The organism is Nocardiopsis terrae (genome assembly GCF_014651695.1).
GTDB lineage: Bacteria > Actinomycetota > Actinomycetes > Streptosporangiales > Streptosporangiaceae > Nocardiopsis > Nocardiopsis terrae.
In genome coordinates this window covers 625,888-650,675 of record NZ_BMXJ01000004.1, presented here as the reverse complement: position 1 = coordinate 650,675, position 24,788 = coordinate 625,888, and the positions used below count along the sequence as shown (strand labels likewise).

The following is a 24,788-nucleotide window of genomic DNA, read 5'->3' as shown; positions in this document are numbered from 1 at the left end:
GTCAAGGATGACCAAGCGCCAGCCGCTCATCGCGGGCAACTGGAAGATGAACAACAACCACCTGGAGGCCATCGCTCTCGTCCAGAAGCTGGCCTTCGCCCTGAACGACAAGGACTACGAGGCCGCGGAGGTCGTCGTCCTGCCGCCGTTCACCGACATCCGCAGCGTGCAGACGCTGGTGGACGGGGACAAGCTGCGGATCAGGTTCGGTGCGCAGGACATCTCCGCGCACGACAAGGGCGCCTACACCGGTGAGGTCTCCGGTGCGATGCTCGCCAAGCTGGAGTGCTCCTACGTCCTGGTCGGCCACTCCGAGCGCCGCGAGTACCACGCGGAGGACGACGCCCTGGTCAACGCCAAGGTCAAGGCCGCCTACAAGAACGACATCGTCCCGCTCCTGTGCGTGGGCGAGGGCCTGGAGGTGCGCAAGGCCGGGAACCAGGTCGAGCACGTCCTGGCCCAGCTGGACGGCGCCCTCAAGGAGGTCCCGGCCGAGCAGGCGGAGCGGATCGTCATCGCCTACGAGCCGGTGTGGGCGATCGGCACCGGCGAGGTCGCCACCCCGGAGGACGCGCAGGAGGTCTGCGCCGCGATCCGCGGGCGCCTGGCCGAGCTGTACTCCTCCGAGGTCTCCGGCGCGGTCCGCGTGCTCTACGGCGGCTCGGTCAAGGGTGACAACGCCCCCGGCATCATGGCCAAGGAGGACGTCGACGGCGCCCTGGTCGGCGGTGCCTGCCTGAAGGCCGACGAGTTCGCCAAGGTGATTCGCTTCGGCGAGAACGGCTGACCAAACGTCTTGTGAAACCCCGCCCGTCACTCTCTGATGTCCAGGTGTGACGGGCGGGGTGCCCGACAGGTGCCCTGTTCGGGCTAGACTTCGCTATGGGGATTCCCGTGCCTCGTGGTTTCCCCTCCCGTGCCGGCGACGGCACGGTAAAATCCGAAAACGTCCCCGGTCTCCTCCTTCCGCGACCCGCTCTCAGGTCGGTGCCCTCATGCCGACGCTGTCAGGGGTGGGGAAAGGGGGCCGAGGTGTCCATCCCCCCGCTGCGGGGTCGAGCTACGGGTGAGCGTGTGATCCTCGGTCTGTCCATCTTCGTGATGCTTCTCAGTGTGCTGCTGGTCCTCCTCGTGCTGATGCACAAGGGCAAGGGCGGTGGCCTGTCCGACATGTTCGGCGGTGGTGTCACGTCCTCGCTCGGCGGATCCTCCGTCGTCGAACGCAACCTCGACCGGATGACCGTCGGCATCGCGGTCACGTGGATCGTGGCGATCGTCGTTCTCGGCCTGTTGATCAACCGGGGAATGTAGCGCGCCGATCGGCCGTAGGCCCCCCGTCCAAGTCAATCTCGTCCGAGTCAGTCGGCGAGTTCGCCGAAGGAGTTTTTCGTGGGTAGTGGCAGTGCCATCCGTGGCAGCCGAGTCGGAGCCGGCCCTATGGGCGAGGCGGAGCGGGGCGAGGCCGCTCCCCGCGTCCGGGTTCCGTTCTACTGTGCGAACTTGCACGAGGTCATCCCCAGCTTCGCCAGCGAGGCGGCGGTGCCCGACGAGTGGGACTGCCCGCGCTGCGGGTTCCCCGCGGGCAAGGACAAGGCCAACCCTCCGTCGCCGCCGCGCACCGAGCCCTACAAGACGCACCTGGCGTACGTGAAGGAGCGCCGCAGCGAGGAGGAGGGCAAGCTCATCCTCGATGAGGCCCTCGCCAAGCTCCGCGCCGACCGCGCCGCGGTCGAGGCCCACATGAAGGCCTCCCAGAACTAGGCTTCCCGGTCTCCCCGTCGGGGCCCGCCGTCAGTCACCCCGGTTGCTGGCGTCGGGCCCCGACGTGTGTGCGGGGCGGGACCGCCGGACATGTGACTCCGCCGGATGTGAGGGAGAGGTGCATCTTCTCATTCTCGCGACTGGTGTTGCTGGTGGGAATTACGATGACCGACACACCCCCGAAGCCCCCTTCCTGAGGAGTTGGTGTCGATGTCAGCGTGCCCTACCGGCGGGGACCACGACTGGATCCTCGGCGACGACCGCAAGTTCCAGTGCGCCAAATGCGGAGCTCAGAGCGCCAGGCGGTTCTGAAGTACCTCGCCCGGCCGAGCGGTCCCCCGCGCCTCCGGTTCGTTCTTGGCCCTGGCCCGCCACGTCACCGGGTGCCCCAGACTCTCCGCCACCCCCTTGGCCCAGCGCTCCAACGGCGCGAACCGCTCCGCCCCCTCCTCGTCGAGCATCGTCCGCCCCCGGTAGACGATCCCCCCGACGACCAGGACCTCACCGTCCACCAGGAGCGCCGTCTCGTACTCACGTGTGCTGCGCCTCATGGGACAGGACTGTAGCGCTGTGCGCCCACGGACATCAGGCGTTTACCGGGATTGACCGCACACGGCCGAACATCGACGACGAACCGGGGTGAGCCACCGCACCGAGCACCCGCAGAACTTGGAAGAATGGGGGTATGGCCTCCCCCGAACCACCTGACGTCCCCCCTGACGCGCGGGGGGTCCCCTCGGACCTGACCCAACCACCGGCGAGCGTGTCCCACCTGCGCCGCTACGTCAGTCTGCGCGGCCCCAACACGCGCATGTGGATGACGGCCGCCTACTTCTCCGGGGCCCTCACCCTGGGATTCCTCGTGGTGGTGGGGTCCACGTTCTGGCACGTGCTGCGTGAGGAGACCACGGTCGGCTCCGTCGCGCTGTGGGCGTCCGCCGGGCTGGTCATGTTCTTCATCGGCCCCGGGAGCAACGTCTTCCTCGTGCGGGGGCTGCCCCAGCGCATCACCCGACAGGGCATCAGCGCCGACAGCGACGGCATCACCGTCCTCCAGGAGCGCAAGTGGTGGTTCCCCGGAGAGGGGACCTTCATCGCCTGGCCGGAGATCCGCCGCATCCGCGAGGTGCACACCGGCGGCCGCAGGCTCACCTACTTCATCGAGTTCGCGCTGGACACGCCACGGACCGCTCCCGAACTGCCCAGCTGGGCGGAGACGGCCGAAAGCCTCGACCTCGACGCCGACCCCGACGCCGCCACCCAGTTCTACGTACAGGTGCCGCGCAACCGGAAGGAGCACATCCTGAGGATGGTGGAGCGCACCGCACCCCTGCCCGCCGTCGTCGAGCGGACCCCGCCGCTACGTCGCCGGTGACCCCGCCCGGCCGCTGAGCCTGCGGGTGAGATCGCCCGCAGCATCCCGGACCCGCGCGGCCAGCGCCTGCGGGGTGACCGGCCGCGCGCTGGGAACCGTCAGGCTGATCGCCGCCGCGGGACGCCCGTTGTGGTCGGCCGCGGCCGCCGCCACCGAGACGAACCCCTCGGTGACCTGGCCGCTCTCGATCGACCACCCCTGCTGACGTTCCTCGGAGAGCAGGGTGCGCAGCTCCCCCGGGGCGGCGGGCCCGCGGCCGGTGCGGTCGGTGAAGGCCGCCCTGTCCGGGTACAGGGCGCGCACCTGGGCGCGCGGCAGCCGGGCGAGCATCGCCCGCCCCGAGGCGGTCAGGTGCGCGGGCAGGCGCACCCCCACCCCGGTGATGAGCGTGGGCGCGTGCGGGGGCTGTTCCTTGAGCAGGTACAGGGTGTCCGAGCCGTGCAGCACGCCCAGGTGGGCAGTGGCCCCGGTGGTCTCGGTGAGCTGGTGCAACAGGGGGCGGGCCAGCCGCTCGATCCCGTCGTGGCGCAGGTACGCCGACCCGATCTCGAAGGCCGCCACCCCCAGCCCCCACCGCCGCTCCTCGGGCAGGTGTGTCACGAACCCCTCCTCGGCCATCGCCTCCAGGAGCTGGTAGACGCTGGAACGGGGCAGCCCGAGCCCGTTCGCGATCGCCGAGGCCGACACCGGGCCCGGCCGGGAGGCCAGGAAACGCAGCAGCCGCAGCGCACGCGTGGCCGCCGGGACGAGACTCATGCCCCGATGATCCCACGAGACTGAGTACAGTTGGAACGACGCATGCAAAATGGAGCCATAGTGGCGCCAATCATTCCCGCAGTTGTGGGAAACTGCGGCTACCATGGCGCCATGGCTGCTATCCAGATCAAAGACGTGCCCGACGAGGTGAGAGACATCCTGGCGGCGGAGGCCAAGAGGTCCGGCAAGTCGCTCCAGGCCTACCTGATCGGTGTTCTGGAGCGGGAAGCGCGTTTCGCGCGCAACAGGGAGATCGTGGCGCAGACACCGCTACCGGGAGCCAACCTCGGCATGGACGAGATCGTGGCCGCTGTGCGCGAGGCGCGAGGAGACAGCGGGCCCGAAACCGAAAGTGGAGTCACGTGATCGTTGTCGACACCTCAGTACTGATCGATCTCTATCTGGGGTCACCCGGGCACACGTCCACCGTCGCCCGAAGGGTGGTCGGAGCCAACACCGAGTGGTATGCGCCGAGCCACCAACCGCTTGAACTCCTCAGTTCACTGCGGGGGTTGGTCCTTGGGCGGAAGGTCTCTCTCGCTGATGCTGAGGCGGCCCGTAAGCTCTACGGTTTGCAGGCCATCACACATGTCGGGGTGGTGGGGTCTGTCGCCGATCGGGTGTGGGAACTGCGGCACGATCTCACCGCCTATGACGCTGCCTATGTGGCGGTGGCTGAGGCGCTGGACTGTGCGCTGGTCACCGGTGATGCTCGCTTGGCGGCTGCGCCGGGGCTCAGATGCGAGGTGCGGGTGATCCGGTAGGGGGACCGGGGCAGCTGTCTGAAATATCGGACAGAACCCACGTGTTGGCACTTCCCGCGGGACCCCGGGAGCGGTGCAATGGGGACATGTCCACAGCAGTTGCTTCCGTTTCCGTCGGCGGTGCCCCGCTCACCCCGGCCCAGGTCCTCGCCGTCGCCCGCGACGGCGCCCCCGTCACCCTCAGCGAGGAGACCCGTAAGGCCGTGCGCCACGGCCGTGAACGGGTCGAGGTGCTCGCTCGGGGCGAGGTACCCGCCTACGGGGTCAGCACCGGGTTCGGTGCCCTGGCCACCCGGCACATCGCTCCCGACCTGCGTGCCCACCTCCAGCGTTCGCTCATCCGCTCGCACGCCGCCGGAGCCGGACCCGAGGTGGAGACCGAGGTCGTCCGTGCCCTGATGCTCCTGCGCCTGCGCACCCTGGCCTCCGGCAACACGGGCGTGCAGACGTCCACCGTCGAGACCCTCGCCGCCCTGCTCAACGCGGGTGTCACCCCGATCGTCCACGAGTACGGCAGTCTGGGCTGCTCCGGTGACCTGGCGCCCCTGTCCCACGTCGCCCTGGCCCTGATGGGCGAGGGACGGGTCCGCGACGCCGACGGCGAGCTCAGGGACGCCGGGGACGCCCTGGCCGAGGCGGGCATCCGACCGGTGGAGCTCGGAGCCAAGGAGGGGCTGGCCCTCATCAACGGCACCGACGGGATGCTCGGCATGCTGGCCATGGCCTGCATGGACCTGGAGCGCCTGCTCAAGGTCGCCGACATCACCGCCGCCATGAGCGTCGAGGCCCTGCTCGGCACCGACCGGGTCTTCGCCGAGGAGCTCCAGCGCCTGCGCCCGCACCCCGGCCAGGCCGCCTCCGCTGCCAACCTGCGCGCGATGCTCGCGGGCTCGCCGATCGTCGCCTCCCACCGGGGTCCGGACTGCAACCGCGTCCAGGACGCCTACTCCCTGCGCTGCGCCCCCCAGGTCGCCGGCGCAGCCCGCGACACCCTGTCCCACGCCCTGCTCGTGGCCGGGCGCGAACTGGACAGCGTCATCGACAACCCCGTCGTCCTCGACGACGGGCGGGTGGAGTCCAACGGCAACTTCCACGGGGCGCCGGTCGCCTACGTACTGGACTTCCTCGCCGTGGCCGTCGCCGACACCGCCTCGATCGCCGAGCGCCGCACCGACCGCATGCTCGACGTCTCCCGCTCCCACGGGCTGCCCGCCTTCCTCGCCGACGACCCCGGTGTGGACTCGGGCCACATGATCGCCCAGTACACCCAGGCCGCCATCGTCTCCGAGCTCAAGCGCCTGGCCGTGCCCGCCAGCGTCGACTCCATCCCCAGCTCGGCCATGCAGGAGGACCACGTGTCCATGGGCTGGTCGGCCGCCCGCAAGCTGCGCCGCGCCGTGGACGGGCTCACCAACGTGCTGGCCGTGGAGCTGCTCACCGCCGCCCGCGCCCTCGACCTGCGCTCCCCGCTGGAACCCGGTCCCGCCACCGGCGCCGTCCTGCGCACGGTACGCGAGCGGGTCCAGGGGCCCGGCCCCGACCGCTACCTCGCCCCGGAGATCGCCGCCGTGGCCGCCCTGGTCGCCGACGGCTCGGTCGTCGAGGCCGCCGAGTCCGTCACCCCGCTCGCCTGACCCCCGGAGGAGAACCCGATGAGCAACCCACGCACCGTCCGCGCGGCACGCGGCCTCACCCTGTCGGCCAAGGGCTGGCAGCAGGAGGCGGCCCTGCGCATGTTCCACAACAACCTCGACCCCGAGGTCGCCGAGCACCCCGAGGACCTGGTGGTCTACGGCGGTACCGGCAAGGCGGCGCGGGACTGGCGCAGCTTCGACCGGATCACCGCCTCCCTGCGCGACCTGGAGGGCGACGAGACCCTCCTGGTGCAGTCCGGACGGCCGGTGGGGATCATGCGCACCCACGAGTGGGCCCCCCGGGTACTGCTGGCCAACAGCAACCTGGTGGGGGACTGGGCCAACTGGCCCGAGTTCCGCCGCCTGGAGGCCGAGGGCCTGACCATGTACGGGCAGATGACCGCAGGTTCGTGGATCTACATCGGCACCCAGGGCATCCTCCAGGGCACCTACGAGACCTTCGCCGCCGTGGCCGCTAAGAGGTTCGGGGGTTCGCTGGCCGGGACCGTCACCCTCACCGCCGGACTCGGCGGCATGGGCGGCGCCCAGCCGCTGGCCGTCACCATGAACGACGGCGTGGCGATCGTGGTCGAGTGCGACGGCAGCCGGATCGACCGCCGTATCGAGCACCGCTACCTGGACGTGCGCGCCGACAGCCTGGACGAGGCCCTCGACCTGGCCGCGCGCGCCCGCGACGAGCGCCGGCCGCTGTCCGTCGGAGTCCTGGGCAACGCCGCCGAGGTCTTCCCCGAACTCCTGTCCCGGGGCGCGCCGATCGACATCGTCACCGACCAGACCTCGGCCCACGACCCGCTCGCCTACCTGCCCGCGGGCGTGCCGTTCGGAGACTGGAAGGACCTGGCGGCGGCCAAACCCGAGGAGTTCACCGTCCGGGCCCGCGAGTCCATGGCCGCGCACGTGGAGGCGATGGTCGGCTTCCTGGACGCGGGCGCCGAGGTCTTCGACTACGGCAACTCCATCCGCGACGAGGCGCGCGAGGGCGGGTTCACCAGGGCCTTCGACTTCCCCGGGTTCGTACCCGCCTACATCCGCCCCCTGTTCTGCGAGGGCAGGGGCCCCTTCCGCTGGGCCGCGCTCTCCGGCGACCCCGCCGACATCGCCCGCACCGACCAGGCCGTCCTCGACCTGTTCCCCGACAACGAGCACCTGACGCGGTGGATCCGGATGGCCCAGGACCGGGTCGCCTTCCAGGGCCTGCCCGCCCGCATCTGCTGGCTGGGCCAGGGCGAGCGCGCCGCCGCCGGGCAGCGCTTCAACGAACTGGTGGCCTCCGGGGAGGTCTCCGCGCCCCTGGCCATCGGCCGCGACCACCTGGACACCGGTTCGGTTGCCTCGCCCTACCGCGAGACCGAGGGCATGAAGGACGGCTCGGACGCCATCGCCGACTGGCCGCTGCTCAACGCCCTGGTCAACACCTCCTCGGGCGCCTCCTGGGTGTCCATCCACCACGGCGGCGGCGTGGGCATGGGCCGATCCATCCACGCCGGTCAGGTCAGCGTCGCCGACGGCACCGAACTGGCCGCCGCCAAACTCGACCGGGTCCTGACCAACGACCCCGCCATGGGCGTCATCCGCCACGTGGACGCCGGGTACGAGGAGGCCGAGCGCGTCGCCGGCGCCCACGGCATCCGGGTGCCCATGAAGGAGAGCGAGTGAGCTTCGACCGGCTCTGGGCCGAACTGGCCCCCGTCGGGCGCTCCGCGGACAGCGGCGGCTACCACCGGTACACCTGGGCGGGCGCCGACACCGACGCCCGCGCCTGGTTCACCGAGGCGGCCGCCGCCCGCGGCCTGGACGTGCGGACCGACCGCAACGGCAACCTGTGGGCCTGGTGGCCCGCGCCCGGACCCGGGGCCGTGGCCACCGGTTCCCACCTGGACTCCGTACCCGACGGCGGCGCCTTCGACGGGCCGCTCGGGGTGGCCAGCGCCCTGGCAGCCGTGGACGAACTCCGTTCCCGGGGGTTCACCCCCGCACGACCGCTGGCCCTGGGCGTGTTCGTCGAGGAGGAGGGCGGCCGGTTCGGGGTGCCCTGCCTGGGCAGCCGCCTGAGCACCGGGGAGATCGATCCGGAACGCGCCCGAACCCTCACCGACGCCTCCGGCACCACCTGGGCGCGGGCCATGGCGGACGCGGGGCTGGACCCCGACGGGATCGGACCGGACCCCGAACTCCTGGCCCGGCTGGACGTCTTCGTCGAACTGCACGTGGAACAGGGGCGGGCCCTGGAGGAGACCGGGCACCCGGTCGGCGTGGCCAGCGCGATCTGGCCGCACGGACGGTGGCGGATGGACTTCACCGGCCGCGCCGACCACGCGGGCACCACCCGGCTGACGGACCGCGCCGACCCCATGCTGCCCTTCGCGCACACGATCCTGGCCGCCCGCGCCATGGCCGAGAAGCACGGCGCCCGGGCCACCGTGGCCAGGAGCCTGGTCGCCCCCAACGGAACCAACGCCATCCCCTCACTGGTCAGCGCCTGGCTGGACGCCCGGGCCGCCGACCAGGCCACCCTCGCCGCGGTGGTGGACGGTGTGCGCGAGGCGGCCGAGCGGGCCGCCCGCGACCACGGGGTCGCCCACACCATGGCGGCCGAGTCCACCACGCCCCTGGTGGAGTTCTCCCACGACCTGCGCGACCGCCTGGCCGCGATCGTGCGGACCCGCGCCGCCGAGTCCGCCGGCCCGGTCCCGATCCTGCCCACCGGGGCAGGGCACGACGCCGGGGTGCTCTCCGCGCACGTGCCCACGGCGATGCTGTACGTGCGCAACCCGACCGGGATCTCGCACTCGCCGCAGGAGTGGGCCCGCCCCGAGGACAGCCACGCCGGGGTCACCGCCCTGGCCGACGTTCTGGCCGACCTGCTCTCCGTTCCGGGAGGGGCCTCGTGAACGCACGCTCCCGGGAACGCCGGTACTGGTGCGAGCGGGCGTGGCTGGGCGGCGACGCACCCGAGCCCGGGGTGCTCCTGACCGTCGACGCGCGGGGCCGGCTGGCCTCGGTCGCGGCCGCGGACACACCCCCGGCCGACGCCGAACGCCTCACCGGGCTGACCCTGCCCGGCATGGCCAACGCCCACTCGCACGCCTTCCACCGGGCCCTGCGCGGACGCACCCACACCGGTGGCGGATCCTTCTGGACCTGGCGCGAGCTGATGTACCGGGTGGCCGAACGCCTCGACCCGGACTCCTACCACCGTCTGGCCCGGGCCGTCTTCGCGGAGATGGCCCTGGCCGGGGTGGTCTGCGTGGGTGAGTTCCACTACCTCCACCACGGTCCCGGCGGACACCGCTACACCGACCCCAACGCCATGGGCCACGCCCTGGTGGCGGCCGCCGCCGACGCCGGGGTCCGGCTCACCCTGCTGGACGTGTGCTACCTGTCCGGCGGGCTCGGCGAGGACGGCGCGCACCTGCCGCTGGCCGGGCCCCAGCTGCGCTTCGGCGACGGCACCGTCGGGGCCTGGGCCGACCGGGTCGCCGCGTTCACCCCCCGGGGCGCGCACGCCCGGACCGGTGCGGCCGCGCACTCGGTGCGCGCGGTACCCGCCGCCGACCTGCCCCGGGTGGCGGAGTTCGCGGACGGGAGGGGGTTGCCCCTGCACGTGCACGTCTCCGAACAGCCGGCCGAGAACGCCGCCTGTCTGGCCGCCCACGGGCTCACCCCCGTGCGGGTCCTGGCCGAGGCCGGGGCGCTCACCGAACGCACCACCCTGGTGCACGCCACCCACCTGACCGACGCCGACGTGGACACCGTCCGCGAGCACGGGTCGGCGGTGTGCCTGTGCCCGACCACCGAGCGCGACCTCGCCGACGGCCTGCCGCGCACCGGTGACCTCGTGGCCGCCCCGCACCGGGTCCCGCTGAGCCTGGGCACCGACCAGCACGTCCAGTCGGACCTGTTCGAGGAGGCCCGAGCGGTGGAGCTGCACGAACGCCTGCGCACCCATCGCAGGGGAACCCTGGGCAGCGGTGCCCTGCTGCGGGCCGCCACCACCGCAGGACACGCCGGGCTCGGCTGGCACGACGCCGGTGCCCTGCTCCCCGGCGCCCGTGCGGACCTGGTCAACGTCTCCCTGGACAGCGTGCGTCTGGCCGGGGCCGACCCCGAACGCGCCACCGACGCCGTGGTCTTCGCCGCCACGGCCGCCGACGTGCGCCACGTGATGGTGGACGGGGAGTGGACCGTCCGGGACGGGGCCCACACCCGCCTGCCCGACACCGCCAGTGAACTCGACTCCGTGATCAAGGAGCTGCTTTGACCGAGAACGAAACCGCCTCCGGGGCGCCCGGGACGATCCTCGTCGACGCCATCGGCACCCTGGTCACCAACGATCCGGCCCTGGGGCGGGGCCCGCTCGGGGAGATCGCCGACGCCGCCCTGGTCATCGAGGACGGTCGTGTCGCCTGGGCGGGCCCCCGCGACCGCGCGCCCGCCGCCGACGCACGGGTGGACGCCGCCGGGCGCTGTGTGCTGCCCGGTTTCGTCGACAGCCACTCCCACATCGTCTTCGCCGGGGACCGCAGCCGTGAGTTCGCCGCCCGGATGAGCGGGCAGCCCTACTCGGCGGGCGGCATCCGCACCACGGTGGCCGCCACCCGCGCGGCCACCGACGCCGAACTCCTCGACGGCGCCCGCAGGTTCGTCCGCGAGGCGCACGGGCAGGGCACCACCACCCTGGAGGTCAAGTCGGGCTACGGGCTCACCGTCGCCGACGAACGGCGCTCCCTGGAGGTCGCCTCCCGCGTCACCGACGAGGTCACCTTCCTCGGCGCGCACGTGGTGGCCCCCGAGTACGCCGACGACCCCGCCGCCTACGTCGACCTGGTGACCGGGCCCATGCTCGACGCCTGCGCGCCGCACGCCCGCTGGGTCGACGTGTTCTGCGAGCGCGGCGCCTTCGACGAGCAGGCCTCGCGCCGGGTGCTCACCGCGGGCATCGAACGGGGCCTGCTGCCCCGCGTCCACGGCAACCAGCTGGGCGAGGGGCCCGGGGTCCGGCTGGCGGTGGAACTGGGGGCGGCCTCGGTCGACCACTGCACCTACCTGACCGCCGAGGACGTCGATGCTCTGGCCCAGGCGGCCCAGCGGCCCGAACCCACGGTCGCCACCCTGCTGCCCGGGGTGGACTTCTCCACCCGACAGCCCTATCCGAACGCCCGCGCCCTGGTGGACGCCGGTGCGCTCGTCGCCCTGGCCAGCGACTGCAACCCGGGCTCCTGTTTCACGTCGAGCCTGGCCTTCTGCGTCGCGGTGGCGGTGCGCGACATGGGGCTGACCCCGGACGAGGCCGTGTGGGCGGCCACCCGGGGCGGGGCCCGGGCGCTGCGCCGCGAGGACGTGGGCCACCTGGCCCCGGGGGCACGCGCCGACCTCACGATGCTCGACGCCCCGAACCACCTCTACCTGGCCTACCGGCCCGGCGTCCCCCAGGTCGCCGCTGTGTGGAAGGACGGGGGACTGGTCTCCGGGCGACCCTAGAACCCTGCTCTCCCGGGCCCCTGTCAGGAACTACCCCTGGCGGGGGCCGGCCTCGTGCCCGGGGTCCGCTCCATCCGCTCGCGGACCCTGCGCGCCGCACCGCCCGTCCCATGCCCGGTCGGCCAGCCGGTGCGCGGCCCGGCGGAGCATACCGCGCACGACGACGGGGTGCAGTCGCCGGACCACGGCCCAGTACATCCGCCCGCGCCGGTTCTTCAGCCGCACCACCGTGGTGAGCGTGACCGACCGTTCGCGGACGAGGAGCGAGACGCGGAAGTCGAGATGGCCCGAGTCGGTTCCGAGCAGGACCTCCTCCGGGCGGGAGGAGAGCGTGTCGAAGGCGGACCGGCCCGCGCGTTCGATGCCGACCAGCCCCACCAGCGCCTCGCGCAGGTACAGGAGGGCGAGGACCCAGCGCGGCGGATCCCGGAAGACCGCGTCCGCCCACTCCTGCGGATCGGTGCTGGCACCGGGGCGGTGCTCCACGGTGAAGGCACCGGTGTGGTGGGGGCCGTCGAAGGCACCGCGCGCGAGCCGGGCGCCCTCCGGGACCGGGCAGGGTCTGGTGCGCGGACGTCCGGTGATCCGCAGGAGGCGCACCCACACCGACCAGCGGGCGGGGCGGGGCGGCCGGGCGGCGAAGGCGCGCTCGGCGTTGTCGAGCAGGTCCTCGACCACGGCGTCGTGCAGGGGGCGGACCGCGAGGGGCCACAGCAGACGCATGGACCCCCGGGGTGCGGCTTCGACGCGGTGGCGCAGCAGGGCCCTGCCGTCGGGGAGGGGTTCGACCACGAGTTCGTGGAAGCCGCGGAGCCCCGACTCCGGGTGGAAGGTGAAGCGCACCCGGCGGCCGGGGTCGTGTGCGCTCACCCGGTAGCGGATCGGCCCGTGACCGCCGTCGGCTCCGGCGGACAGCGGTCGGTCCAGGCGCATCGGAGGCCAGGCCGGGTTCGGCCACAGTCGGTCCCCGTCGCCGCCGAGCGTGGCGAGCAGCTCGCCGACCGCTTCGGCGGGCGCGGGGACGACGCGTTCGTGGGTGTTGCGGACGAGTCCCATGGTGACCTCCGTCGACTCACCATACGCAACCGTATGGTTCGTTTCCATACGGTACCGTACGGGGATGGCGAACGAGAAGACCCGTGGGCGGCTCACCGCGGGGGACTGGGCCCGCGCGGCCCTCACCGCGATCGGGGACGGCGGGATCGCGGCCGTGGCCGTCGAACCGATCGCCGCGCGACTGGGCGCGACGAAGGGGAGTTTCTACTGGCACTTCGCGAACCGCGACGCACTCGTGGAGGCGGCGCTGCGGTTGTGGGAACAGCAGCACACCGAAGCCGTCATCGCGAGGGTGGAGGAGGAACCGGACGCCCGGGCCAGGATCCGGCGCCTGTTCCTCGACGTGACCACGGGGGGCACGGAGGCGGTCGAGAACCGTATCGAGGTCGCGCTGCTCGCCGCCGCCGCGCACCCGCTCGTGGCCCCCGCCGTCGGCCGCGTCACCGAGCGGCGCATCGCCTACGTCGCCGACCTCTACGAGGAGCTCGGTGTACCCCCGGCGCCTGCCAGGCGGCACGCTCTGCTCGCCTTCACCACCTGGATGGGGCACACCCAGCTGGTGCACGCGGCCCCCGGGGTGCTGCCGACCGGTGAGGACGCCTCGGCCTACCTGGACTTCGTGCTCGACAGCCTCGTCGACACGGGGGAGCGCTCCTGACGTTGCCTCGGTTCGCCTGCTGCGCGACAGCGGCAGCCAGGCTCTCTGCGGTGATGAGGGGTGGCGGGGGACGGGCGGCTCCCGAACCCCCCAGTCGCCGTGATCTTGCTACCAGGGGCAACTTCGGCGCCGAAATCGCCCCTGGTAGCAAGATCACCGTGAAAAAGGCGACCCGCACAGCGAGGACGGCCGCACTCACACGGTCGGAAACGGGGCCCCTTGAGCCGTTGGTGGGCGGGATCCCCGAACCGTCAGGGGCCGGGGCGCTCCAGGCCAACGACAAACCACAGGTGCCCACCGAACCGAAGCAACGTCACTCCGTCGGATGAGCCCTGCGGATGCGCGCGGACAGCGCACGTCGCACACGGGATGAGGAGGCGCCCGGGCCGACCCGCCTGGCCGGGCCGAGAAGAGAACTGTGGGGCGCGCGGTGCTCGCCCCCGCGAAACACCGCGCGCCCCACGTGCGGGGGACCTCGTGGTCAGGTCAGGAGGTCATGGCGGACCCGGGACAGGCCCCGTGCCAGGAGCAGCACGACACGGGGTCGGGGCAGGTCCAGGGCGCTGGCGATGGCGTCAGCGGACTCGTGGCCGAACAGGCGCATACGGACGACGCGGCGCTCGGCCGGGGGCAGCCGGCGGAGCGCCGCCCCCAGCGCCCGGCGGTCGGCGCCGCCGCCGAAAAGGGCGGGGCCGCCGGCGAAGAGCGCCTCACGGGCGTGTTCGGTGTCGCTGAGCTCCATCCCGTGGTCGATGCCCTCGGTGGCGGGCGCGGCCCAGGTCAGATCGGTGCTCACCGGCAGCCCTCACCACCCCTGCGCGTCGGCGGCGGCGGTGGCCCTGCCGGGGACGTCGTGGTCCACCAGGCGCAGATGCGCCCGCAGGTGCATCCGTTCGGAGTGGATCATGGTCGCCACGGTCCGGTGCGGTACCCCGAGGACGGTGCTGATCTGCTCGGATGTGCACCCCCGGTAGTAGGCCCGGAGGACGGCCCTGCGCCGCGTGGCGATGGGGAGAGGGGAGTCGGGGTCGGGTTCGACGCTGACAGATCTGGTGGGTGCGGACTCGGTCCGGGCGTACGCGGCCTCGCGCGGGGTGGAGCGGATCCGCTCCACCACCGTGCGCTGTGCCAGTGCCATCACCCAGGCCAGCGCCGAACCCTGATCGGGGGTGTACTGTCCGGACCGGTGCCACACCCGCACCCACACCGTTCGGGTGACCTCCTCGGTCACCTCGGGATCGCGCAGGGCGCGCAGGACCAGGCCGTGGACGGTTGCCGCGCCGCGGTCGTGGAGGGTTGCGAAGGCCTGTTCGTCACCGGAACCCGCGCGCGTCAACAGGGCGTCGAGGCCTGCCGCCGGGGTATGGCGCACGAAAGTCGTCATGGGTGTTGCCCCCTGAGCCGTCGGACATGAGTCTCTCGGCCGCCGGTCTTCTGGGGCAGCACACCCGCACTTCGTGTCCGAGGCCCGTGTGACCGAGACCCGAGTCCGGGGGTCCCGTGATGCCTGGGGGACACGAAGAAGAGCTTCCCAACTCTTAGCACGTACGGCGCCGCTCGCACAAGGCGACCGGACTCCACGCGGTCCGTGCGAGACTTGTGTGAGAGGGTCTTCGCCACTCAGCTCCTTCCCTTCGGGCGTTCCACGAGTGTCAACGATGTCGGCCCCAGCCGTCTCCACCGACCAGGAGGAGAAAGCGGTGCGCAGCCAGTGAGTGTTCCGGAGAGCCCCGAGCAGACCCTCCAGCGGGTGTGGACCGCCGTCGCCGCGTCCATCGGCGACGGTTCCGGCGGAACGGAAGTGCTGGCGCTGGTGGGCCGGGTGTGCACACAGCTGCTGCCGGTCGACGGTGCCTCGATCTCGCTGGTGGGCGGTGTCCGGACGCGGGAGGCGCTGTACACCGGCGACGAGGCGAGTGACCGGATCCAGCGGTTGCAGGAAAGCCTGGGCGAGGGCCCTTCCTACGAGGCGTACGAGAGACGCAGGCCGACCCTGGTCCCCGACCTCGCCGCCGACCCGGGGACGCGCTGGCCGGTGTTCGCCACCGAGATCGGCGCGTATCCGGTCGGGGCGATCTTCGCCTTCCCCCTGCAACGCGGGGCGATCACGATCGGGGCCCTGGACCTGTACCGCCGTGAGCCGGGATGGTTGTCGGCCGAGGAGGTGACCACCGCTCTGCGCATCGTCGACATCGCCACGTTGGCCCTGCTCGCGCTGCGGGTGGACTCACTCCACGGGGACTGGGTCGTGGCCCTGCCCCTGGAACGCGCCCAGGTCCACCAGGCGACGGGGATACTGATCTCGGGTCTGGGCGTCCCCGCGGAGCGGGCGCTGGCGAAACTGCGGGCCCACGCGTTCTCCGTCGGCCGCATGGTGGACGAGATCGCCGACGACCTGGTCTCCGGCCGGTTGGCCCCGGCCGACATCGAACTCTGAGGAGCGGGCGTGACAGTGACGGTACGGGCACGGGCCACGGCGGCGGACACCGCACAGAGCAGTAGGCGGGGCGCTGAGCAGGACACCGTCGAACCCGGAGCGAAAGCAGAGGAAAGTCCATGAACAACGCACCGCCTTCGGGCGCACGGCGGGAGTCGGATCTGGTGGGTGCCTTCGTCCAGATGGCCGACACCCTGGTCGACGACTACGACGTTCCCGAGGTCCTGCACCAGCTCGCAACGCACTGCGTCAACCTCATCGGCATCTCCGCGGCGGGGCTGCTGCTGTCCGACCAGAGGGGCAGCCTGCAACTGGTCGCCTCCTCCAACGAGCGGACCCGGCTGCTGGAGCTGTTCCAGCTCCAGGCCGACGAGGGCCCCTGCATCGAGTCCTTCCGAACCGGTGACACGGTCACGGCCGCCGACCTGTCCACGACCACGGACCGCTGGCCGGTCTTCACCCCCCAGGCCCTGGAGCAGGGCTTCCTGGCCGTGCACGCCGTTCCGCTGCGTCTGCGCGGCAACGTCATCGGCACGCTGAACCTGTTCAACCAGCGTCCCGGAGCGCTGTCGGCCGAAGATGCGAAGGTCGCCCGGGCGCTCGCCGACATCGCCACGATCGGGATCCTCCAGGAGCGCACGATCCGCCACGGCGAGGTGCTCACCGAACAGCTCCAGGGTGCGCTCAACAGCCGGATCACCATCGAACAGGCGAAGGGGCTCCTCGCGCACGCCGGAGGGCTCGACATGGAACAGGCCTTCCAGGCGCTGCGCCGCTTCGCGCGCGCCCAGCACACCGGTCTCAGCGACATCGCCCACCGGCTCGCCTCCGGTCAGCTCCCTCCCGGCTCGGTGCTGAAACCGGGGCGTGTCGACAGCACGTGAGCGCACGGCCCCCCGGAACACCAGCGCCCGGGCGCACCCGGTGTTACGGGGCTTCTCCGGAGGACACACCGAACTCAACGGGCACCTAACCCCCGCGAAACCTCGGGCCGCCACAGTGGAACCACGTCGGTGCGCGTACCTCCGCCGCGGCACAGTGTCGTGGAGCGGCGGAGGGTGCCGCCCGCGCTGCGCGAGGAGGTCGTCCGTGAGCCTGTGGCGTGTCCGTACGGCGGTCGAGGACCGCCCCGGCGGCCTTTCGGGGGTCGTCAACACCCTCGCCGAACACGGCGGGAACATCGTCGGCCTGTCCGTGCACACCGACGTCCGCGGTGTGGTCGACGAATTGGTCGTGGACTTCCCGCGAAGCCCCGACGCCGCGGTCCGGGAACTGTCCGGACAGTGCCCCACCGGTACCGTGACGGCCGTCGCCGCCCGGCGGCGCGAGGTCGGCGACGACGTCACCCGGGCCCTGCTGCTCACCGCGCGGCTGCGCTCCCACCCGAACCGGCTCCCCGGGGCGCTGGCCGAACTCCTGCTCGCCGACGGCGCCCGGTGGACCAACCTGGCACCCGGAGAGGTGGACCGGGGCACCTCGATGCTGGTCCCCGTCGGACCGTTGCGCGGGGTCCTGGTCAACCGGGAATCGCACCCCTTCACCTGGACCGAGGCCAGCCGGGCCGACGCCCTGGTGCGTTCGGTCATGCCCTCCGCCGGACCGGTGCCCGCCGACCGCGTCATCCGCACCGCCGAGGGCCTCGGGCTCTGCCTGGGCCAGGTGCACGAGACCGAGGCCGCGGCCCTGCGAGCCCTGCACCGCCGCTGTTCGCCGGGGAGCCTGCGCAACCGTTACTTCGCGGGCGTCAGCGAACCGGGGGCGCACATGCTGCGGGTGTTCTGCGACGCGGAGCGCGGTCTGACCGTCGCGGTGCGCCCGCACGGCCAGGAGGAACCGGTGGCGCTGGGCCACCTGATGTACACGCTGGACCCGGGGGTGGGCGAGATCGCCTTCCTGGTGGAGGACGCCTGGCAGGGGCGCGGGGTGGGCACCGCGCTGACCCGTGCGCTCACGGTCGTCGCCGCGGACTGGGGGCTGGCCGAGGTGCGTGCCGAGACCACGCTCGCCAACACCGCGATGCTGAGGATCATGCGCCGTTTCGGGGCGTCGGTCCAGGCCCGGGAGGGTGCGTACGTGCACGCCCGGCTGCCGGTCGCTGAGGCGGTCCAGGGCGGGATCGGTGCCCGGAACCGGAACGGCGGCCAGGTGGTGCGGCTGACGGAACCGGGCTGAACCCGTCCGCTTCGCGGTGCGTTCGAGCCGGGCCCGGGCCCTCCGAGGCGCGGACGAGTGCGGGGGCCGGCAGCCACCGCGGTGGCCGCCGGCCCCCGCCTCGCGGTTGACGCGATGAGGCCGTTCTCCCGCGTCCCCGGGCGGGGCCGCGGAAGCGAAACCTAGTTGTCGTCGCCGTCCGCGGCGTTGTCGGAGCCCTGGGGCTTCTCGGCGGCGGGCGCGGCCTTCTTGGTGGCACGACGCTTCTTCACCGGACGCGAGTAGTCGACGAGGGGCTCGTAGCGGGTCTCGTGCTCCTTGAAGCACTCCTCGCAGGCGTCGACCTCGCGGACAGCGCCCTCCCAGGCGAACTGGATGACCTCAGAGGCCTCGACCTTCTCCTCGCGGACGGCGTGGGGGTCGCAGTACTTGCGCGTGAAGACCTCGGTGACCACGGCGGGGATTTCCCTTCGATATCGCGTGAACAGTGCGGACCCCGCAATCATACACGTGTACGAAAGCGGAAACGGGTGATGAGCCGGGTTTCCGTGATGGGTCGGGGTCGCCCCGAAGCCTAGCGAAGTCGGAGGGGTCGCTGCGCCGCCGAGCGCCGCGTGTGGCCCGGGTGACCAGGCAGTCCGTTCCGGGCGGGCACTGTGATCCCGGTCGCCGTCGGTTCGGGTATTCGATCCGGGGCGGACAATGTCCTTCGTCCCTTTTCCTGTTCCCGTCGCGGATATTCGTACCAGCCGATTTGTGTATTTGGTGAACACGGCGCCCGGGGTGTGGTTAGTGTGAGGGCCACCCCGGGAAGGGGCCGTCGGCCGCGGCCGACGGGTCGCCCCGGGAAACCGGCCGCGGCGCCCTTGCCGGCGCGCGCCGAGGGAAGGACCGGAGGCCGTGGGGGAGCGGATCCGGTACCGCACAAGTGGGCCCCGCGTGCGCGGGGTGCGTTTGCCGTGTTCAGGGGGATGGTCGTGGTCGAGTACATGGAAGGCGCGCCCAGAAGGCGTGGTGACAGCGTTGGGGAGGGGGCGCGCCCCAGGGGTGGGAGATCGGCGCGCCTGCGTGCCGAGGCCGATATGGCACACGCCTGCGAACGCATGTCCGTGGATCCCCGTTTCGTGAAACTCCGTAGGAGGTTCGCACTTCAGGCGGGGGCGTTGGTGGGCGCCTTCCTGTTCAGTTACACGGCCTATCTCCTCCTTTCCGCCTACGCGCGCGATTTCATGAGTGTGCAGATCGTCGACTCCGTCAATGTCGCCCTGGTGCTGGGCGTCGGACAGTTCCTGCTCACCTTCGTCCTCGCCTGGGCGTTCGGCCGTTTCTCCACGCTTTCCATCGACCCGTTGGCCGAGGAGATCCGGGACCGGGCCCGGGACGAGGAGACGATCAGCGGACGGGTGATCGGCTGATGGGTACCGCGATCCCGCACCCGGGAACCGCCCTCCACCCGGTGGCCGCACCGGACCCGGGCAGTGTGCTCAGCGGCCAGTTCGGCGTCGCGCACGCCTGGACCATCGGCCTGTGCGCCCTGTTCGTCCTGGTCACCCTGGCCGTCACGGTCCGGGCCCGGCGCACGACCAGGGGCGCCGTCGACTTCTATGCGGGCGGCCGCGGCTTCTCCAGCACCCAGAACGGCCTCGCCCTCACCGGTGACTACCTCTCCGCCGCCTCCTTCCTCGGCATCGCCGGGATGATCGCCCTCCAGGGCTACGACGGCTTCCTGTACTCCATCGGCTTCCTGGTGGCCTGGCTGCTGGTGCTGCCGATGGCCCAGCTGATGCGCAACACCGGCCGCTTCACCATGGCCGACCTGCCCGCCTTCCGGATGCGGCGGATGCGGGTGCGCCTGGCCTGCACCGTCTCCACGGTGACCGTGTGCGTGTTCTACCTGGTGGCCCAGATGGTCGGGGCGGGAGCCCTGGTCGCCGTCCTGCTCGGCCTGCACGACGGCGGCACCTTCCTGGGACTGGGCGCGGACCAGGCCCGCACCGGCGCGATCGTCCTCGTCGGTGTGCTGATGATCGTCTACGTCATGTACGGCGGGATGAAGGCCGCCACCTGGTTGCAGATCATCAAGGCCGTGGCACTGCTGACCGCCACCGGGCTGCTCACCGTGATGGTGCTGGCCCTGTTCTCCTTCGACCCCAGGGCCCTGCTCGGCACCGCGGCCGAGGCCAGCGGGCACGGGGCGGCCTTCCTCGAGCCCGGGCTGCGCCTGGGGGTGGAGGTCCCCGGTGACGCGGCGCAGACCTTCTTCAACAAGATCGACCTGATCAGTCTGGGCCTGGCCCTGGTCCTGGGCACCGTCGCGCTGCCGCACATCCTCATCCGCTTCTACACGGTGACCGACGGCCGGGCCGCCCGCTCCTCGGTCAACCGCACCATCGTGATGGTCGGCGCCTTCTACCTGATGACCCTCGCCCTGGGGTTCGGCGCCGCGGCCCTGGTGGGCTCGGAACGCATCATGTCCCTGGACCCCTCCGGCAACTCCGCGGTCCCGATGCTCGCCGAGGAACTCGGCAGCCGGGCCGCCGGTCCCGCGGGCGCCGCCGTGCTGCTCGCACTGATCTCCGCGGTTGCCCTGGCCACCATCCTCGCGGTCATCGCCAGCCTCACCCTGGCCTCCTCCTCCTCGATCGCGCACGACCTGTTCGGCCACATCCTGATGTGGGGGCGTCCCCGCGAGTCCCAGGAGATGAGTGTGGCCCGTCTCTCCGCCTGTGTGATCGGCGCGGTCGCCATCGCCCTGGCCGTGCAGGCCCAGGAACAGAACGTCGCCTTCCTGGTGGGGCTGGCCTTCGCCATCGCGGCCGCCGCCAACCTGCCCGTCATCGTCCTCACCCTGTTCTGGCGCCGCTTCAACACCAGGGGTGTGGAGTGGGGGATCTACGGCGGCCTGTCCGCGACCCTGCTGCTGATGCTCTTCTCCCCGGTGGTGTCCGGCAAGACCGACCCCGTCACCGGTGAGAACCTGTCGGTGCTGCCCGCCTGGGTCGACATCCAGCTCTTCCCGATGGAGAACCCGGCACTGGTCGCCGTGCCCGTCGGCTTCGCCTGCGCTGTTCTCGGGAGTCTGCTCTCGCCCGAACGCAACAGCGCCCGCTTCACCGAACTGCGGGTGCGTTCCCTCACCGGGTGGGGATCCGACCGGAGCTGAGCGGCCGGACCAGCCCGCCCCGGGAGGGGCGGGACGAGGGGTCTCAGTCACGGCCGCCGGGTTCGGCCGCGGCCACGGACCCGGCCACCTCGTGCAGGAACCCCGGGAGGTCGGGCAGTGCCCGGACGGTCTCGTCCCAGTCGCGCTCGAAGGCGGCGGCGTGTTCCGCCACGGAGGTGCCCTCGGCCCGGCGGATCGAGCGCAGCAGGGCCCACGCGGCCGCGGCCACCAGCGGCCGGGACAGCCCGCGGCCGCGTACGTCCAGCTCGCCGGTCACCGACCACCGCCCGTACGGCGCCGGGGCGGGTACGGCCACGGCTCGCCCGCGGACCAGGCGGTGCTCCACCTCCAGTGTCAGGGGCGGGTCGGCCGCGGCCCCGGACGCCGCCGAGAACCAGGCGCGCAGGTCCAGCCGGGCGCTGACCCGGGCCGTCAGCAGGTTCGATCCCCATCGGGCCAGCGCGCTCTGCACCGGAAAGCTCAGGTCCGCGCTGATCACCAGGGTCTCCCGCGCGTGGTCGTGGACCACGTTTCCGCGGGTGGCCGGGGGAATGTCGGACCCACCGGGCGCCACGTCCCCGCGCATCGCGAAGTCGACCGAGCACACGCCCGTCTCGTCCCAGGCGGTGACGGTCAGGTCGGTACCGAGCCACCCCTCGCCGCCCTGGTCCAGGACGGGCCTCCCCTCGGCGTCCACCTCGGTCAGCAGGTACCTGCTCCCCGGGGCCAGGTGCTCCCCGTCGAGCAGTGTCAGGGAGGGGACCGCCTCGTTCAAGGCGGCGTCGTCCGCGAGGTCCCGGGCCCGCAGCTCCCGCTCCGTGTCGCTTTCCGGTGCCTCGGCGGGGTCGGGCCCCGGGACGTCGGCCAGCCGTTCCCGGTTCGCCCGCTCCCTTTCCCGCCGTTCCTCCCCGGACAGGACCAGACCCAGGTCCTCGGCCCGCCTCCGGAGCCGTTCCCGCTCCCGCTCACCGGGCAGGAGCAGCTCCCCGGTGCCGTCGAAGCGGGCACGGCGCAGGACCTCGTACACCGCGGACACCGTGCGCGCGAGGTCGTCCCGGTCCGCCGGGGACAGGTCCAGGGTGTGGCTCAGGCGGGGCATGCGTCCCCTCCGCTTCGGTCGGTGGTCCGGCGTGGCCAGGCCATTGTGGTCCCTGGCGGTCAGGGGGACAAGCGCGGCGGGCGCGCCCGGACTGTCCCGGGCGTCGGGCAGGATGGCGCCGTGACCAGATACATCGTGCTGCTGCGCGGGATCAACGTCGGCGGGCACCGGAAGGTGCCCATGGCCGACCTTCGGTCCCTGCTGACCGGACTCGGGTACACCGACGTCGCCACCTACATCCAGAGCGGCAACGCCGTCCTCACCGCGCCCGAGGCGGGGCCCACCGCGCCGGACGGGGTGGCGGCCCGGGTCCGCGCGGCGATCGCCGCCGAACTCGGTCTGGACGTTCCGACCGTGGTGCGCACCCGGGACCGGCTGAGCGCGACGGTGGCCGGGAATCCCCTGGAGGTGCCCGACCCCGCCCGTTTCCTGGTGCTGTTCAGCTCCTCGCCGATCGACCCCCGGGTGCTGGCCGACGTGGACCCGGCCGGGTACCCGGACGAACACCTGGCCCTGGGGCCGGACGCGGCCTACACCCGGCACGAGAGGGGGATCCGGTACGCCAGGTACCCCGACCTGCTGGTCAACCGGGTCTCCGGCACCGTCACGGCACGCAACTGGCGTACGGTCCTGCGTCTGCTGGAGATGGCAGAGGGCGGGTGAGGGGGTCCCGGGCCCGAGGTCCCGGGCCTGCGGCCCCCTGTGGCTGAGGGCCGCCTCTACCGGCACCAGCCATCACCACCAAGGAGGCGTGACGTTGCTTCGGGCTGGTCGGCATCTGTGGTCCGGAGGCTCGTCGCTGGTTGGGGGCCGTTTGTTGCCGGTTCGGGTCCGGGTCCCCCTTTTTCACGGTGATCTTGCTACCAGGGGCAAGTTCGGCGCCGAAGTTGCCCCTGGTAGCAAGATCACCGCGGTTGGGCCGGGCTCGGTGGCGGGGACTGTCCGAGAGGAGTCAGCGGTGAACTGAGTACGGCGGTCGGGGGCACCGCCGGAACGACCACGTGAAGGGGTGGTGTCCGTGCCCAGACGGTGGACGGTGATTCTGCGGGACCACGCTGACGCTGCGCGGCCGATCCGGCCGGAGGACTGTCACGGGCTGCTCAACCACTGGTGGCCGCAACCGGCGTCGGAGCACACCGCGCCCAAGCGCTGGGCGATGAACGGGTGGCCCCGGCCCCTGGGCGACCGGCTCCACCACTGGACCCTGACCTGGTTGGACGACGCCGAACCGGCGCCCCTGGACCCCGGTGAGCTGGTCGGCGCGGCCCAGCGCATCGGCGACCACGTACTCGAACCCCTCTCGGTCACCCGGACCTTCGACCGCACCTACACCGAGATGCTCACCCCGCCGAGCGCCCCCGCCGCCGTGCGTGCCGCAGAGGTGCGCACCCGCACACCCGTCGTGACGACCACCCGGGACACCTCCGGTGAGCGCGTCCCGCACATCTGGCCCAGCCCCCGGCGCCTCTTCGGAGCCGTGCACCGCTCCGGCGGTGAGATCGTCGGCGGCAGCGGCGCGTTGGGCGCGGTGGCCCGCTTCGCTCCGCCCGCCCTGGCCGCCCCCTGGCTGGAGCAGGCGCTGGCCGGGCTGGCCCGGGTCCGGCGCTCGGCCCTGCCGGGCCAGGAGGTGCGACTGTGCGAACACCACCACGCGGAGAACCGGACGGTGCTGGGCTGGCGCGGCGGCCTTCTCCTGGAGGCCTTCGGCGGGGGGAACCGGGACGCCGCCGCCTTCGCCGCCCTGCTGGAGCTCCTGGAACTGGCCGGGGTCGGCAAGTACACCGCGCAGGGCTTCGGGTCGGTGCGGGTGGACACCGTCACCCGCGGCCGGAGCGCCGCCGCGGTCCCCGCCCCGCGCTCCGGTCGGGCGCCCCACCGGGTCCGCCGGACCCCGCCCCGGGCGGTGGAGGCACGGGCGCACGCGGCGGCCGAGGCCGAGGAGTTCGGGGGCACCCTGTTCGACTGACCCACAGACCGCCGGTTCCCGCCCGAGGACGGCGGGCGGGGGCCGGTGCCCCTCCGGGCGGCCGTTCGGTCGCCCCGTCGGCTCCCACCCGGTGGACGGGGTGGGAGCCGGCACCCGTCTCCGGGACGCTCAGATCGGGCTCTGCCGGGGCCGGGCCCCCGGGACGGTCCTCCCGTCGCCCTGCCGCAGGGCCCGGGCCAGCCCTAGCAGGTGCGGGACCAGGTCCTCCGGGGCCAGAGCCGGGCCGGCCACGCTGTCGGAGGCAGGGCGTTCGTGTTCGCAGCGGGGGAGCTGTTCGTTCCTGCGCGGGGTCGGCATGGGGCGCCTTCCTGGCCTGGGGGCGGGGCGGGTCCGTGTACCCAGGTCTCTCGGACAGAGACGGCGGCCCGGGTGCGGACGAGGTGACCGGAAGAGGTCAACCGGATGACGCGGGGTCGAGGCACCTGGTATCGGTGGTGCCGACGGC

At 72.5% G+C, this 24,788-nt stretch carries 27 protein-coding genes; 19 read left to right on the top strand and 8 right to left on the bottom strand.

Annotated features, from left to right (window positions below):
- Window positions 1-7: 7 nt before the first annotated feature.
- From tpiA to IE195_RS14255, 3 genes are all read left to right on the top strand, one after another.
- Window positions 8-787: a triose-phosphate isomerase gene (gene tpiA / locus IE195_RS14265; RefSeq protein WP_191271491.1), complete on the top strand. Its 780-nt coding sequence runs from the start codon at window positions 8-10 to the stop codon at window positions 785-787.
- A 287-nt stretch (window positions 788-1,074) separates the two neighbouring features.
- Window positions 1,075-1,311, top strand: a complete 237-nt coding sequence (gene secG / locus IE195_RS14260) for a preprotein translocase subunit SecG (RefSeq protein WP_191271489.1) — start codon at window positions 1,075-1,077, stop codon at window positions 1,309-1,311.
- A gap of 78 nt (window positions 1,312-1,389) precedes the next feature.
- Window positions 1,390-1,761, top strand: coding sequence for an RNA polymerase-binding protein RbpA (locus IE195_RS14255; RefSeq protein ID WP_083927594.1), 372 nt, complete (start codon window positions 1,390-1,392; stop codon window positions 1,759-1,761).
- Window positions 1,762-2,051: 290 nt separating this feature from the next.
- On the opposite strand, the gene IE195_RS14250 is transcribed toward IE195_RS14255, so the two are convergent.
- A complete protein-coding gene (locus IE195_RS14250; protein ID WP_191271487.1) occupies window positions 2,052-2,312 on the bottom strand; it encodes a hypothetical protein in 261 nt (86 codons plus the stop codon).
- A 134-nt stretch (window positions 2,313-2,446) separates the two neighbouring features.
- On the opposite strand from IE195_RS14250, the gene IE195_RS14245 reads away from it, so the two are divergent.
- The gene (locus tag IE195_RS14245) at window positions 2,447-3,136 is read left to right on the top strand and encodes a hypothetical protein (protein ID WP_191271485.1); all 690 of its coding nucleotides are present in this window, start codon (window positions 2,447-2,449) and stop codon (window positions 3,134-3,136) included.
- On the opposite strand, the gene IE195_RS14240 is transcribed toward IE195_RS14245, so the two are convergent.
- The gene (locus IE195_RS14240; RefSeq protein ID WP_191271483.1) at window positions 3,122-3,892 is read right to left on the bottom strand and encodes an IclR family transcriptional regulator; all 771 of its coding nucleotides are present in this window, start codon (window positions 3,890-3,892) and stop codon (window positions 3,122-3,124) included. The genes IE195_RS14245 and IE195_RS14240 overlap by 15 nt on opposite strands.
- Window positions 3,893-4,003: 111 nt before the next feature.
- Between IE195_RS14240 and IE195_RS14235 the strand changes: the two genes are divergently transcribed.
- The 7 genes from IE195_RS14235 to hutI all read left to right on the top strand — a co-directional run bounded on the left by IE195_RS14235 (window position 4,004) and on the right by hutI (window position 11,792).
- Entirely contained in the window at window positions 4,004-4,258 is a 255-nt protein-coding gene (locus IE195_RS14235; RefSeq protein ID WP_191271481.1) for a FitA-like ribbon-helix-helix domain-containing protein, read from the top strand.
- Window positions 4,255-4,656, top strand: coding sequence for a type II toxin-antitoxin system VapC family toxin (locus IE195_RS14230; RefSeq protein WP_191271479.1), 402 nt, complete (start codon window positions 4,255-4,257; stop codon window positions 4,654-4,656). Before IE195_RS14235 ends, IE195_RS14230 begins: the two co-directional genes overlap by 4 nt.
- A gap of 86 nt (window positions 4,657-4,742) precedes the next feature.
- On the top strand, window positions 4,743-6,290 hold the full coding sequence (hutH, locus tag IE195_RS14225; RefSeq protein ID WP_191271477.1) for a histidine ammonia-lyase: 1,548 nt from the start codon (window positions 4,743-4,745) through the stop codon (window positions 6,288-6,290).
- A gap of 18 nt (window positions 6,291-6,308) precedes the next feature.
- Window positions 6,309-7,967 carry a urocanate hydratase gene (gene hutU, locus IE195_RS14220; protein ID WP_191271474.1) on the top strand — a complete coding sequence of 553 codons (1,659 nt, stop codon included), beginning with the start codon at window positions 6,309-6,311 and terminating at the stop codon, window positions 7,965-7,967.
- Window positions 7,964-9,202 (top strand): allantoate amidohydrolase, encoded by a 1,239-nt coding sequence (locus IE195_RS14215; RefSeq protein WP_191271472.1) that lies wholly within the window; start codon window positions 7,964-7,966, stop codon window positions 9,200-9,202. The genes hutU and IE195_RS14215 overlap by 4 nt, the downstream gene beginning before the upstream one ends.
- Window positions 9,199-10,572 carry a formimidoylglutamate deiminase gene (locus tag IE195_RS14210; protein WP_191271469.1) on the top strand — a complete coding sequence of 458 codons (1,374 nt, stop codon included), beginning with the start codon at window positions 9,199-9,201 and terminating at the stop codon, window positions 10,570-10,572. The genes IE195_RS14215 and IE195_RS14210 overlap by 4 nt, the downstream gene beginning before the upstream one ends.
- Entirely contained in the window at window positions 10,569-11,792 is a 1,224-nt protein-coding gene (hutI, locus tag IE195_RS14205) for an imidazolonepropionase (RefSeq protein ID WP_191271467.1), read from the top strand. Before IE195_RS14210 ends, hutI begins: the two co-directional genes overlap by 4 nt.
- Window positions 11,793-11,822: 30 nt before the next feature.
- On the opposite strand, the gene IE195_RS14200 is transcribed toward hutI, so the two are convergent.
- On the bottom strand, window positions 11,823-12,848 hold the full coding sequence (locus IE195_RS14200) for a DUF2867 domain-containing protein (protein ID WP_191271465.1): 1,026 nt from the start codon (window positions 12,846-12,848) through the stop codon (window positions 11,823-11,825).
- A 64-nt stretch (window positions 12,849-12,912) separates the two neighbouring features.
- Between IE195_RS14200 and IE195_RS14195 the strand changes: the two genes are divergently transcribed.
- The gene (locus tag IE195_RS14195; RefSeq protein ID WP_191271463.1) at window positions 12,913-13,506 is read left to right on the top strand and encodes a TetR/AcrR family transcriptional regulator; all 594 of its coding nucleotides are present in this window, start codon (window positions 12,913-12,915) and stop codon (window positions 13,504-13,506) included.
- Window positions 13,507-13,987: 481 nt separating this feature from the next.
- Here the strand turns inward: IE195_RS14195 and IE195_RS14190 are convergent, their stop codons facing one another.
- Window positions 13,988-14,302 carry a sigma factor-like helix-turn-helix DNA-binding protein gene (locus IE195_RS14190; protein WP_191271460.1) on the bottom strand — a complete coding sequence of 105 codons (315 nt, stop codon included), beginning with the start codon at window positions 14,300-14,302 and terminating at the stop codon, window positions 13,988-13,990.
- 9 nt (window positions 14,303-14,311) lie between these two features.
- Window positions 14,312-14,890, bottom strand: a complete 579-nt coding sequence (locus tag IE195_RS14185) for a sigma factor (protein WP_191271458.1) — start codon at window positions 14,888-14,890, stop codon at window positions 14,312-14,314.
- A 327-nt stretch (window positions 14,891-15,217) separates the two neighbouring features.
- On the opposite strand from IE195_RS14185, the gene IE195_RS14180 reads away from it, so the two are divergent.
- The 3 genes from IE195_RS14180 (at window position 15,218) to IE195_RS14170 (ending at window position 18,115) form a co-directional block, all read left to right on the top strand.
- Window positions 15,218-15,943, top strand: a complete 726-nt coding sequence (locus IE195_RS14180; RefSeq protein ID WP_191271456.1) for a GAF and ANTAR domain-containing protein — start codon at window positions 15,218-15,220, stop codon at window positions 15,941-15,943.
- A 119-nt stretch (window positions 15,944-16,062) separates the two neighbouring features.
- Window positions 16,063-16,827 (top strand): GAF and ANTAR domain-containing protein, encoded by a 765-nt coding sequence (locus IE195_RS14175; RefSeq protein WP_191271454.1) that lies wholly within the window; start codon window positions 16,063-16,065, stop codon window positions 16,825-16,827.
- A gap of 205 nt (window positions 16,828-17,032) precedes the next feature.
- Window positions 17,033-18,115, top strand: coding sequence for a GNAT family N-acetyltransferase (locus IE195_RS14170; protein ID WP_191271452.1), 1,083 nt, complete (start codon window positions 17,033-17,035; stop codon window positions 18,113-18,115).
- Between the two features lie 161 nt (window positions 18,116-18,276).
- On the opposite strand, the gene IE195_RS14165 is transcribed toward IE195_RS14170, so the two are convergent.
- Complete coding sequence (locus tag IE195_RS14165) at window positions 18,277-18,549, bottom strand: hypothetical protein (RefSeq protein ID WP_191271450.1); 273 nt, start codon at window positions 18,547-18,549, stop codon at window positions 18,277-18,279.
- Between the two features lie 522 nt (window positions 18,550-19,071).
- Between IE195_RS14165 and IE195_RS14160 the strand changes: the two genes are divergently transcribed.
- Together IE195_RS14160 and IE195_RS14155 are read left to right on the top strand one after the other, a co-directional pair.
- Window positions 19,072-19,509, top strand: coding sequence for a DUF485 domain-containing protein (locus tag IE195_RS14160; RefSeq protein ID WP_229826226.1), 438 nt, complete (start codon window positions 19,072-19,074; stop codon window positions 19,507-19,509).
- Window positions 19,509-21,257 (top strand): monocarboxylic acid transporter, encoded by a 1,749-nt coding sequence (locus IE195_RS14155; protein WP_225942386.1) that lies wholly within the window; start codon window positions 19,509-19,511, stop codon window positions 21,255-21,257. The genes IE195_RS14160 and IE195_RS14155 overlap by 1 nt, the downstream gene beginning before the upstream one ends.
- 43 nt (window positions 21,258-21,300) lie before the next feature.
- On the opposite strand, the gene IE195_RS14150 is transcribed toward IE195_RS14155, so the two are convergent.
- The gene (locus IE195_RS14150) at window positions 21,301-22,356 is read right to left on the bottom strand and encodes a hypothetical protein (protein ID WP_191271448.1); all 1,056 of its coding nucleotides are present in this window, start codon (window positions 22,354-22,356) and stop codon (window positions 21,301-21,303) included.
- A gap of 120 nt (window positions 22,357-22,476) precedes the next feature.
- On the opposite strand from IE195_RS14150, the gene IE195_RS14145 reads away from it, so the two are divergent.
- Complete coding sequence (locus tag IE195_RS14145; protein WP_191271446.1) at window positions 22,477-23,019, top strand: DUF1697 domain-containing protein; 543 nt, start codon at window positions 22,477-22,479, stop codon at window positions 23,017-23,019.
- A 355-nt stretch (window positions 23,020-23,374) separates the two neighbouring features.
- A complete protein-coding gene (locus IE195_RS14140) occupies window positions 23,375-24,322 on the top strand; it encodes a CRISPR system precrRNA processing endoribonuclease RAMP protein Cas6 (protein ID WP_191271444.1) in 948 nt (315 codons plus the stop codon).
- Window positions 24,323-24,451: 129 nt separating this feature from the next.
- On the opposite strand, the gene IE195_RS14135 is transcribed toward IE195_RS14140, so the two are convergent.
- Window positions 24,452-24,640: a hypothetical protein gene (locus tag IE195_RS14135; protein WP_191271443.1), complete on the bottom strand. Its 189-nt coding sequence runs from the start codon at window positions 24,638-24,640 to the stop codon at window positions 24,452-24,454.
- Window positions 24,641-24,788 lie beyond the last annotated feature (148 nt).